The organism is Terriglobales bacterium, from assembly GCA_035624475.1.
Taxonomy (GTDB): domain Bacteria; phylum Acidobacteriota; class Terriglobia; order Terriglobales; family Acidobacteriaceae; genus DASPRL01.
The window spans coordinates 1-10,655 of the sequence record DASPRL010000280.1; the positions used below are offsets into that span (position 1 = coordinate 1).

The window sequence follows — 10,655 nt, forward strand, 5'->3', positions numbered from 1 at the left end:
CTTGCAGGCGCTGCTTTCGAACCAGGAATTGCTTGGCAATCTCGACTTTTTCCGCCTCTGTGTAGCCGTGCAATCGCAGCACTTCCATGCGGTCCTGCAGAGCGGGCGGAACCGTGTGCAGCACATTGGCGGTAGCGATGAAGAACACCTGTGAGAGGTCGTATTCGACGTCCAGGTAATGGTCCACGAACATGAAGTTCTGCTCGGGGTCGAGCACCTCCAGCAGCGCCGCCGAGGGATCGCCGCGGAAGTCCATGGACATCTTCTCCACTTCGTCGAGCATGAAGACGGGGTTCTTGGTGCCCGCCTTCTTCATCATCTGGATGATCTGGCCGGGGAGGGCGCCGATGTAGGTGCGGCGATGGCCGCGGACCTCGGCCTCATCGCGCACGCCGCCCAGCAACATGCGCACGAACTTGCGCCCGGTGGCCTTGGCGATGGACATGCCCAGGGAGGTCTTGCCCACGCCGGGAGGCCCCACGAAGCACAGGATCGAGCCGCGCGGGTTCTTCACCAGTTGGCGCACCGCCAGGAACTCCAGGATGCGCTCCTTGATCTTCTCCAGGCCGTAGTGGTCCTCGTTGAGGATCTTCTCGGCGCGCTCGATGTTGCGGATCTCCTTGGAGCGCTTCTTCCAGGGCACGGCCAGCAGCCAGTCCAGGTAGTTGCGCGAGACCGTGGACTCGGCCGACATGGGGGGCATGGCCTCCAGCTTCTTGAGTTCCTGGAGGGCCTTTTCGTGGACCTCCTTGGGCATGCCGGCGGCGTCGATCTTCTTCTTGAGCTCGTCGAACTCGCTCTTCTCGCCGCGTCCCAGCTCCTTCTGGATAGCCTTGATCTTCTCGTTGAGGTAGTACTCCTTCTGCGCGCGCTCCATCTGCCGCTTCACCCGCGACTGGATGGTGCGGTCCATGTTCAGCTTCTCGATCTCGATGTCGAGCACGTCGGCGATGCGGTTCAGCCGGTCGATGGGATCGAAGATCTCCAGCAATTCCTGCTTCTCCTCGATGGAGAGCTGCAGGTTGTAGGCGATGGTGTCGGTGAGCTTGGCCGGGTCCTCCATCTTGACCGCGGCGATCATGGTCTCGTAATTCAGCGACTGGCAGAGCTTGACGTACTGCTCGAAGAGCGAGGTCACGCGCTGCATGGCCTGCTCCACCTGGGGCGTGACCTCGGTCGGGTACTTGACCGTGCGCACGCTGGCCTGCAGGTAGCCTTCGGTGTCGGTGACCTGGAGGATTTTGCCGCGCTCCACCCCCTCCACCAGCACCTTGATGTTGCCGTCGGGCAGCTTGAGCGACTGCACGATGTTGACGATGGTGCCCACCTGGTAGATCTCGCCGGGTTTGGGCTCGTCCACGCTGGCGTCGTGCTGGGTGGCCAGGAAGATCTTCTTGTCGGCGGCCAGGGCCTCTTCCAGGGCGCGCACGCTGGACTCCCGCCCCACCACGAACGGGGTCATCATGTAGGGAAAGATGACCACGTCCCGGATGGGCATCATGGGGAGCTTCCGGGTTTCGAACTTCTCTTTGCCGCCGGTCTGGGTCACTAGCCCGCCTTCTCCATCATGGCGATGGAAACATCCCGCTTCTCGACCATTTCCTTGGTCACTTCGAATTCCTTGACCTTCTTCTGGCTGGGGAGATGGTACATCAGGTCGAGCATCAGCTCCTCCAGGATCATGCGCAGGCCGCGGGCGCCCACCTTGCGGGCCATGGCTTCGCGGGCGATGGCGCGCAGGGCCTCCTCGCTGAAGCGCAGGCGCACGTTCTCGAACTCGAAGAGGCGCTGGTACTGGCGCACGATGGCGTTGCGCGGCTTGGTGAGGATCTCGATGAGCACGTTCTCATCCAGGTCATCGAGTACGCCCACCACCGGCAGGCGCCCCACGAACTCGGGGATCAGCCCGAAGCGGATCAGGTCCTGGGGCTGCAGCCGGCCCAGCAGCTCGGTATCGCGCTTGTGGGCGGGGACCACCTCCGCTTCCTTTTCCTGGCCGGTCCGGAAACCCATGGCCTTCTTGCCCACGCGCCGTCCCACCACCTTCTCCAGACCCACGAAGGCGCCGCCGCAGATGAAGAGGATGTTGGTGGTGTCCACCGGGGTGAATTCCTGGTGGGGATGCTTGCGGCCGCCCTGCGGGGGCACGTTGGCGATGGTGCCCTCGAGGATCTTGAGCAGGGCCTGCTGCACGCCCTCGCCGGAGACGTCGCGGGTGATGGAGGGGTTCTCGTCCTTGCGGCCGATCTTGTCCACTTCGTCGATGTAGATGATGCCGGTCTGGGCGCGGCCCACGTCGCCGTCGGCGGCCTGCAGCAGCTTGAGGATGATGTTCTCCACGTCCTCGCCCACGTAGCCGGCCTCGGTGAGGGTGGTGGCGTCCACGATGGCGAAGGGGACGTCGAGCATCTTGGCCAGGGTTTGAGCCAGCAGGGTCTTGCCGGTGCCGGTGGGCCCGATGAGCAGGATGTTCGACTTGGTGAGTTCCACGTCGCCACCGCGCTGGCGGTTCATGTGGATGCGCTTGTAGTGGTTGTAGACGGCGACCGCCAGCTTCTTCTTGGTCTGGTCCTGGCCGATCACGTACTCGTCGAGGAAGGTCTTCACTTCCTGCGGCTTGGGCAGGTGATTGGGGGCGGCGGCGGCGTGGCTCTCGGCGCGGTCGTCCTCCAGGATGGAGTTGCAGACGGCCACGCACTCGTCGCAGATGTAGGCCCGGGGATAATCGCTGGGGGAAGAGATCAGCTTGGCGACTGCGTCCTGAGACTTGTGGCAGAACGAGCAACGAAGAACTTCTTCGGCGCCGGATCGGGTTTTCACGGTTTGTACTCCTTACGGCCTTGCCGCTGCCTCGCCATTCCCCTTACTTGTGCTTGAAGATGATGTCGTCGATGAGACCATACTCCTTGGCCTGCTGCGCGTTCATGATGAAGTCGCGCTCCACGTCCCGCTCCACTTTATCAAGTTTCTGGCCGCTGTGCTTGGCCAGGAGCTGGTTGGTGATCTCGCGCATGCGCAGGATCTCGCGGGCGTGGATGTCAATGTCGGTGGCCTGGCCGCCCAGGCCGCTCATCCAGGGCTGGTGGATGAGGATGCGGGCGGTGGGCAGGGCGAAGCGCTTCTTGGCAGCGCCCCCGGCCAGCAGCACCGCCGAGATGGAGGCCGCCTGGCCGATGCAGATGGTCTGCACGTCGGGCCGGATGAACTGCATGGTGTCGTAGATGGCCATCCCCGCCGTGATCACCCCTCCCGGAGAGTTGATATAGAGGTAGATGTCCTTCTCCGGATCCTCCGCTTCCAGGAATAGTAGCTGTGCGATCACCAGGTTGGCGACGTTGTCGTCGACCGGGGTGCCGAGAAAGATAATGTTATCGCGGAGGAGGCGGGAATAGATGTCGTAGGCGCGTTCGCCGCGGCTGGTCTGCTCGATCACCATGGGCACGAGCACGGATTGACGCTCCTTCTCTTCCATCAGCCTACACTCCTGCCCCGCGGGAAGCTACGGGGGAGCGGGCCCGTCCTACGCGGGCCGGCGGTAAAGAAAATCGAGGGTCTTCTCGTTGCGGATTCTGTCCCGGATTCTATCCAGCGCTCCATCACGTGTCAAACGAGCGCGGATGGACTCGGGAGCCTGCTTGGTCTGCGCCGCCAGCGCCTCGATCTCCTTGGCGATCTCCTCCTCGCCCACCTCGATCTTCTCCAGCTCGGCGATCTTGTCGAGCAGCAGGGAAGCCTTCACTTCCTTGAGCGCCGCGTCGCGCTGGCCAGCGCGCAGCCGCGGGAAGTCCATCTTCTTCATGTCCTCGGGGCGCATGCCCTGGGCCGCCAAGGCGCGCAGGCCGCGCTCCAGGCGCACGTCGATCTGGTGCTCGACCAGGGCCTCGGGCACGGGGAAGTCGTGGCGCTGGACCAGTTGGTCGACCAGCTTGTCCTTGGCCTCATGCTCGGCGGCGTGGCGCTTTTCCGCCTCCAGGGCGTCGCGGATGCGCTGCTGGAGCGCCGCCAGGGTCTCGAACTCGCCCACTTCCCTGGCGAAGGCGTCGTCGGCGGCGGGCAGATGCTTCTGCTTGATGGCCTTCACCGTCACCGTATAGGTGAGGGTCTTGCCGGCCAGGCGCTCGTCGGAGAACTCCTTGGGATAGCTGACGTCGAAGGTGCGCTCGTCGCCGGGCCGGGCGCCACGCAGGTTCTCGGAGAACTCGGCCACGGTGTTCGCCCCCCCGAGCTCGACCAGCACGTCGTCCACGTTGGCGCCAGGCCCGCCGCCCTCCTTGGGCGTGCTGCGGAAGGAGACCTGGGCGTAGTCACCGTCCTCGAGGGCGCGGCCTTCGACCGCGGTGAAGCTGGCCTGCTGCTCGCGCAACCGGGTGAGCGCCTGCTCCACTTCCTGGTCGGTGACGGTGATCTCCGGCTTCTCGACGCGCAGGTCCTGGTAGGAGGAAACCTCGATGGGCGGCAGCACCTCGAAGCTGGCCTTGAAGCGCAGCGGCTGGCCCTCCTCGATCTGCAGATCGGTGATACGGGGCTGGGAGATGGGGGCGAGGCCCTGCTTCTCCACCGCCTCGCGGAAGAACTTCGGCACCAGGGCCTCGACCACCTCGCTCTTCAGGTCGTCGGCGAAGCGGCTCTTGATGACCGAGGCGGGCACCTTGCCGCGGCGGAAGCCCGGCACCCGCGCCAGCTTCTGCAGGCGCTGGACCACGGCTTCGGTCTCGCGAGCGACGGCCTCGGCGGGGACCTCGACCGCGATCTCGCGCTTGCAACTGTCTTGCGTCTCGGCTGGGCTCAAAGGCGGGCCTTCCAAGGGATTCGGAAACGTCGGAGCAACCATCCATCTTATGGGAGCCGGGAAGAGGGGTCAAACAGCGCAGCGCCCGTACAATAGGAGTCCATGAGCAAGACGCCGGCGTCGCTCGTCCAACTGAACCGCGAGATCGTCGCCTGCGAGCGCTGCCCGCGTCTGCGCCGCTACTGCCGGAAGATCGCGCGCGAGAAGCGCCGCGCCTACCGCGAATGGGAGTACTGGGGCAAGCCGGTGCCGGGCTTCGGCGACCCGCGGGCGCGGGTGCTGCTGCTGGGGCTGGCGCCGGGCGCCCACGGCTCCAACCGCACCGGGCGCATGTTCACCGGCGACGGCTCCGGGTACTTCCTCTACCCGGTGCTGCACGAGGCGGGCTTCGCCTCGCACGCCGGCGGCGGGCATGCCAACGACGGCCTGAAACTGCGCGGCGCCTACATCACGGCGGCCGCGCGCTGCGCCCCTCCCGCCAACAAGCCCACGCGGCGGGAGCTGGCCAACTGCTCTTCTTATCTTGACCGCGAGCTCGCGCTGCTGAAGCAGGTGCGCGTGGTGGTGGCGCTAGGCAAGATCGCCTTCGACGCCTATCTCGACCACCTCAAGCGGCGAGGCTTGATCGCGTCGCGCAGCGGGTACGTCTTCCGCCACGGTGCGAGCTACCCGTTGCCCGACGGCCGCATCCTGCTGGCCTCCTTCCATCCCTCGCAGCAGAACACCAACACCGGCAAGTTGACGCGGAAGATGTTCCTGGAGATCTTCCGCGAGGCGGCGCGCCGGAGCCGCTAGCGCGGCGGGCGCGAGGCGGCGCTCTCGATGTGCTGCATGTCGACGAGGGTGATCCACTCGCCGCCGCGGCGCGCGCGCAGGATGACCTGCCCGCCCAGGAAACGGGCGGCCAGGTCGGGCGGCAGGTCGCGATGGTAGTCGAAGAGGCTTTCCTGCAAGCGCTCCCAGGCAGGGAAGCGCGCGAGCAGGTCGCGCTCCGGCTCGTACTCGGTGGAGAAGAGCAGCGCGAGGTCGTACTGGGAGCGGGCCTGGGCGGCCAGGGCGATCTGGGGCGCGGAAAAGTCGTCGATGCGGACGACGGCGATGGGTTGCGGCACGTAGCCCAGCCAGGGCTTGGTCAGTTCGTCGCTGGCCGGCCAGGCGGTGAGCACGCGCGCGTGCCGGCCATGGGCGGTCAGGTAGTCGGCGGCGCGCTTGTGCAGGAGGATGTAGTCGCGATAAGCGAGGTTGTCCTCGGGAGGATAGGGATACGGCGGGCCCAGGAACAGCCCCGCGACGAAGGTCAGGCAGACCACGCCCACCGCCAGCGGCCAGCCGCGCACCCTCCGCCGCAGCGTGGAGACGCACAGCACGATCACCAGCGGCACAGTGACCAGCATGTAGCGCGCCAGCACCGCTCCCCCCACCAGGGAGAGCGCGGTCAGGTGCGCCAGGATCACTGCGCCCAAGACCCCCTGTACGGGCAGCGCGATGCGCGCGCGCGGGTCGCCGCTGGGCTTCTCCACCTGGGGAGGCAGCAGCATGGCGGCGGCGGCCGCCACGGTCAGCACGAACAGGTTCATGTATCCGGTGACCTGCCACAGGCGGCGCAGCAGCGTGAGCGCGATGCGCAGGGGATGCAGTGTGGCCTCCACGTTGTAGCGGAAGTACTCCGGATTGCCGAAGACGTAGCCGGTGCGATGCCAGTGGTAGGCGTACCAGAGAGCCAGAGGAACGGCGGGGAGGAGCAAGGCGAGCGCCTGCCGCAGAGTGCGCGGCGGCGGAGCGAAGCGCGAGGCTGACCTGCGGCGGACCAGCCACAGCACCTCCCAGGCGGTCAGCGCCAGGGGGACGAGGATGGCGGTCTCCTTGGCCAGGGCAGCCAGAGCCAACATCACCAGGGCGGAGCGGCGGCGCTCCTCGAGGTACAGACCCAGTCCCCAGAGGCCGAGGGCGGCGGCGGGCAGATCGGCCTGCGCCAGCGAACTCTGCACGAAGAAGACCGGGTAGAGGGCGGTGCACAGGGTGGTAGCGGCGGCGACGGAAGTGCCGGCCGCGCGCCGCGCCAGGCGAAAGACGCCGAAGAGCCCGAAGGCGGCCACCAGCAGCATGGAGATGCGCGTCACCGCCGGCTTGAAGCCGGAGAGCTTCCACCACAGCGCCAGCCAAGCCATCAGCAGGGGAGGATGGGCGTTGCTGACGGTGGAGCGCGGGATGGGATCGCCGGTGAGCAGCAGATCGCGGGCCGCGGGCACGTAGTATCCGGCCTCATCCCAGAAGTAGGGCAGGCGCAGCAGGGGCGCGTGCAGCAGGAAGACCACGGTGAAGATGAGAGCAAAGAGGAAGGCGGGATGCAGCCGCGGTGGCGGCAGCCGGCGCGCCCTGGGGTCGGGGGGCATCACGGTCGGCGGCGGGCGCTAGTTGATCACGCCGCCGGCGGCCATGCTGGGATCGAGCTTGATCTCGCCGAAGGTCTTCTCGTAGTTGCTGACGTTCTGCTCCAGGATGGTGAGCAGCGCCTTGGCCTGCTGCGGGCTCAGGTACACCCCCTGGAAGTTGTGCACCTCGACCTCCTGCGGACTCTGCTGCTGCAGCGTGCCGAAGACCAGGAAGAAGTCCCAGACGCTGACACGGATCTGCACGCTGTTGGCGTAGCTCTCCCGGTACGAGGGGATGTTCACCAGCTTGATGTTGGGCGGCGTCGGCATGGCATGGCTCCCGCTTCTCGGTGGAATGTAAGACCTTGGGGGATGGTGCGAAAGGAGGGATTCGAACCCTCACGGGTTGCCCCGCCAGCTCCTAAGGCTGGTGCGTCTGCCAATTCCGCCACTTTCGCAGGCCGGGAAGTCGCGGCCACGCGCCCGGCACACGGCTTCCCCGAGATTATAAAGCAGGGGATGACGAAGGCCGGTTGCCAGTCCTCGGCGGCCCCCGGGGCCCGGCGAGCCGCTGCTACTGCATCTGGTTCAGGCCCTGCCAGATGGCCAGCCCGGCGATCACCAGGATGAGCACCCCCGACAGGGCGCCAAAGGCGCGCACGAAGGGGGTGATGCGGTTGACCCGCGCGATCAGCTCGGTCTGCTCCTTCTGCATGTGGGACTCGGCATCGTCGAGAAAGAGCTGATCGTCCTCGTGCATGGTGAGGGTGCTACGGTAGATGAGCAGCACGATGAGGATGGTGGTCAGGACGCCCCACGCGATCAGCAGCATCGTCAGGAGTGACATACGTCACCTCGCTACGGCTTTGCAGCCGGTCCCGGAATTGCCGGGCCCTGGTCGGGACGCGACGGCCGGACTGGGCCGCACGACCCAGGAGCCTGCTTTATTATAGTCCCGCGGTTCAAGTGGCAAGGCCCTTTTTTAGCGGCCGCGGAGCGGGCAGGCCTCGCCCCTGCATCCTGGGCTCGCCGGGATCATCCAATAGGGTGAAGGCCGGGAGTGGCCGAGCCGGGGAAGGCAACCGGCCTCCGGCATCGACTTTGCTATAATCCCGCAAGCAGGAACCCAAGGAGACGACGATGGCGACGACAGCAACCCCCACCAAGACCGCCCCTATCACCCTGACCCCGGCGGCAATCGCCAAGGTGAAGGAGATCATGGCCCAGCAGAACCCGGTGCCCAAGGGGCTCCGCGTGGGCGTGGTCGGCGGCGGCTGCTCCGGCTTTTCCTACAACATGACCTTCGAGAACACCGCCGGCATGATGGACAAGAGCTTCGACTTCGACGGCCTGAAGGTCTTCGTGGACGCCACCTCCCTGATGTACCTGAACGGCTGCAGCGTGGACTACGTGGAGACGCTGGAGGGCGCGGGCTTCAAGTTCGACAACCCCAACGTCAAGAGCACCTGCGGTTGCGGCTCCTCGTTCAACGTCTAAGATCCCGGATTCAGCGCGCCGCCCCGCCCCGTGGCGGGGCTTCGTGTTCCTGGCGGAGCGGGGGATGGCCCGCCAAGACCGCCTAGTATAATCTCGCCACTCTCGATGAAGCTCTCCGTCTTCTCCAGCCTGGACGACAGTCCCAGCATCGAGCGCTACGCGCGCGAATTGGCGGCCAACTTTCCCGCCGGGGTCGAGGTCAACCGGGTGTGGTTTCCCAAGTCACGCGGGTGGAAGGGCAGAGTCTTCGACAAGCACCTGAAATACCTGCGGGTGGCGAAGCAGCAGCAGGGAGACTTCAATCTCATCGTCAGCGAGGGCTACGCCTTCCTGCTGCTGGCGCTGGAGGGGCGGCGCACGGCGGTCGTGTGCCACGACCTGCATCCGCTGATCTACCGTGGGCCGACGCCGCGAGGCTTCTGGAAGGCGCGCTACAAGTTCAACCTGCGGCGGCTGCGGGCGGCGCGCTTCGTGATCGCGGTCTCGGAGCACACGCGCAAGGACCTGCTGAAGTACTGTCCCTTCCTGGCGCCAGAGAAGGTCTTCGCGGTGCACAACGGGCTGGACGCGAGCTGGCGCGTACTGGAGGACCCCGGACGCGCTGCCGGCTTCCGCCGGCGGCACGGCCTGGAAGGGAAGTGCTTCGCGCTGCACGTCGGCAACGACAACTGGTACAAGAATTTCGGCGGGTTGCTGCGGGCGCTGGCGGCGCTGCCGGACCGGGAACTGCTGCTAGTCAAGGTGGGCGAGATCGGGGCGGAGCACCGCCGACTCATCGCCAGCCTGGGGCTGGAGTCGCGCGTGCGCCACGTGCCGCATGCCTCCAGCGAAGAGCTGCTCGACTTCTACAACGCCGCGGAGATGCTGGTGTTTCCCTCGTGGCATGAAGGCTTCGGGTGGCCGCCGCTGGAGGCCATGGCGTGCGGCTGCCCGGTGATCGCGTCGCCGCGCGCCAGCTTGCCTGAGGTCTGCGGCGAGGCCTGCCTCTACGTCCAGCCCGACGATCCCGCCGCCATCGCCGCCGCCATGCAGAAGCTGCTGCGCGAACCCGCGCTGCGCGCCGACCTGGCGCGCAAAGGTAGCGCCCAGGCTCGCAGGTTCTCCTGGAAACAGACCGCCGCCCGCATGGTGGAGCTCTTCCAGCATTCCAGCGGGTGAACCAGCGGAGGAGCGGCGCTCAGGAGGTCCTGCCGGCCGCCGCGGTCACCTTGCGGTAGATGTCCAGGTAGGAGTCCACCGAGCGCTCGATGGAAAATTCCTGGGCGCGCTCGAGGGAGGCAAGCGCCAGCTTCTGCCGCAGCTCGTCCGAACACAGAACCGCGTTGACGTGGCGGGCGAGCGCGCCGGCGTCGCCCTGGGGAAAGAGCAGCCCGGCGCTGCCCACCACTTCGCTGAGGCCGGGGACGTCGCTGGCGACCACGGGCAGGCCCGCGGCCATGGCCTCGACCGCGGCGATGCCGAAGCCCTCGTGGTGGGAGGAGTGGACGTAGAGGTCGGCGAGCTTGAGCAGGCGGTCCACGTCGGGGCGGCGGCCCAGGAAGTGCACGCGCTCCGCGATGCCCAGCGAGCGCGCCAGGTCCTCCAGGGCGGGCCGGCGCTCGCCGTCGCCCACCAGCAGCAGGCGCGCGCGCGGCACCTGAGCCAGCGCCCGCAGCACCGTCTCGTGGTCCTTCTCGTACTGCATGCGGGCGACGAAGATGAGGACGGGAGAGCCGTCGTCGGGGAGGACTTCGCCGCGGGGCGGCGCCTGCGCCTGCTGGAAGCGCTCCAGAGGCACGCCGTTGAAGACCACACTGACACGGTCGGCGACCTCAGGTAGCCAGCGCAGCAGAGCGTCGGCCGAGCCCCGGCTGTTGCAGGCGATGGCGCTGTAGCGGCGGTACGTCCAGCGGTCCACCGGGCGGTACCACCACTTGCGGCGGCGGCTCACGGTGGATTGCTCGGTGGTCACGATGGGTACGGGCTTGCCGCACCGGGCGGCGGCCATCGCCAGCCAG

Annotated in this window: 11 protein-coding genes and 1 tRNA gene; 3 read left to right on the forward strand and 9 right to left on the reverse strand. The window is 66.8% G+C overall.

What is annotated here, in order from left to right; all coding sequences use genetic code 11:
* The 4 genes from VEG08_11105 to tig all read right to left on the reverse strand — a co-directional run.
* Positions 1-1,501: LON peptidase substrate-binding domain-containing protein (locus VEG08_11105; protein ID HXZ28532.1), on the reverse strand; the 1,501-nt coding region annotated here is incomplete at its 3' end.
* A 47-nt stretch (positions 1,502-1,548) separates the two neighbouring features.
* Positions 1,549-2,820, reverse strand: a complete 1,272-nt coding sequence (clpX, locus tag VEG08_11110; protein HXZ28533.1) for an ATP-dependent Clp protease ATP-binding subunit ClpX — start codon at positions 2,818-2,820, stop codon at positions 1,549-1,551.
* A gap of 43 nt (positions 2,821-2,863) precedes the next feature.
* Positions 2,864-3,472 (reverse strand): ATP-dependent Clp endopeptidase proteolytic subunit ClpP, encoded by a 609-nt coding sequence (gene clpP, locus VEG08_11115; protein ID HXZ28534.1) that lies wholly within the window; start codon positions 3,470-3,472, stop codon positions 2,864-2,866.
* A 48-nt stretch (positions 3,473-3,520) separates the two neighbouring features.
* Positions 3,521-4,789, reverse strand: a complete 1,269-nt coding sequence (gene tig / locus VEG08_11120) for a trigger factor (protein HXZ28535.1) — start codon at positions 4,787-4,789, stop codon at positions 3,521-3,523.
* A 102-nt stretch (positions 4,790-4,891) separates the two neighbouring features.
* Between tig and VEG08_11125 the strand changes: the two genes are divergently transcribed.
* Positions 4,892-5,584: a uracil-DNA glycosylase gene (locus VEG08_11125; GenBank protein ID HXZ28536.1), complete on the forward strand. Its 693-nt coding sequence runs from the start codon at positions 4,892-4,894 to the stop codon at positions 5,582-5,584.
* Here VEG08_11125 and VEG08_11130 read toward each other — a convergent pair.
* From VEG08_11130 to VEG08_11145, 4 genes are all read right to left on the reverse strand, one after another.
* Positions 5,581-7,182 carry a glycosyltransferase family 39 protein gene (locus tag VEG08_11130; protein ID HXZ28537.1) on the reverse strand — a complete coding sequence of 534 codons (1,602 nt, stop codon included), beginning with the start codon at positions 7,180-7,182 and terminating at the stop codon, positions 5,581-5,583. The two genes, VEG08_11125 and VEG08_11130, sit on opposite strands and share 4 nt — an antisense overlap.
* Before the next feature lie 18 nt (positions 7,183-7,200).
* Entirely contained in the window at positions 7,201-7,491 is a 291-nt protein-coding gene (locus VEG08_11135; GenBank protein ID HXZ28538.1) for a DUF3467 domain-containing protein, read from the reverse strand.
* 43 nt (positions 7,492-7,534) lie between these two features.
* Positions 7,535-7,619: transfer RNA gene (locus VEG08_11140), tRNA-Leu, on the reverse strand.
* A gap of 116 nt (positions 7,620-7,735) precedes the next feature.
* On the reverse strand, positions 7,736-8,008 hold the full coding sequence (locus VEG08_11145) for a hypothetical protein (GenBank protein ID HXZ28539.1): 273 nt from the start codon (positions 8,006-8,008) through the stop codon (positions 7,736-7,738).
* Positions 8,009-8,301: 293 nt separating this feature from the next.
* On the opposite strand from VEG08_11145, the gene VEG08_11150 reads away from it, so the two are divergent.
* Together VEG08_11150 and VEG08_11155 are read left to right on the forward strand one after the other, a co-directional pair.
* On the forward strand, positions 8,302-8,658 hold the full coding sequence (locus VEG08_11150; GenBank protein HXZ28540.1) for an iron-sulfur cluster assembly accessory protein: 357 nt from the start codon (positions 8,302-8,304) through the stop codon (positions 8,656-8,658).
* Positions 8,659-8,763: 105 nt separating this feature from the next.
* A complete protein-coding gene (locus VEG08_11155; GenBank protein ID HXZ28541.1) occupies positions 8,764-9,816 on the forward strand; it encodes a glycosyltransferase family 1 protein in 1,053 nt (350 codons plus the stop codon).
* A gap of 19 nt (positions 9,817-9,835) precedes the next feature.
* Here the strand turns inward: VEG08_11155 and VEG08_11160 are convergent.
* Positions 9,836-10,655: glycosyltransferase (locus tag VEG08_11160; protein ID HXZ28542.1), on the reverse strand; the 820-nt coding region annotated here is incomplete at its 5' end.

Coding starts and splice junctions, on each gene's coding strand:
- VEG08_11135 (HXZ28538.1), bottom strand. CDS start 7,491: ATGCCGACGCCGCCCAACATCAAGCTGGTGAACATCCCCTCGTACCGG.
- VEG08_11155 (HXZ28541.1), top strand. CDS start 8,764: ATGAAGCTCTCCGTCTTCTCCAGCCTGGACGACAGTCCCAGCATCGAG.
- VEG08_11125 (HXZ28536.1), top strand. CDS start 4,892: ATGAGCAAGACGCCGGCGTCGCTCGTCCAACTGAACCGCGAGATCGTC.
- VEG08_11130 (HXZ28537.1), bottom strand. CDS start 7,182: ATGCCCCCCGACCCCAGGGCGCGCCGGCTGCCGCCACCGCGGCTGCAT.
- VEG08_11145 (HXZ28539.1), bottom strand. CDS start 8,008: ATGTCACTCCTGACGATGCTGCTGATCGCGTGGGGCGTCCTGACCACC.
- VEG08_11150 (HXZ28540.1), top strand. CDS start 8,302: ATGGCGACGACAGCAACCCCCACCAAGACCGCCCCTATCACCCTGACC.
- clpP (HXZ28534.1), bottom strand. CDS start 3,472: ATGGAAGAGAAGGAGCGTCAATCCGTGCTCGTGCCCATGGTGATCGAG.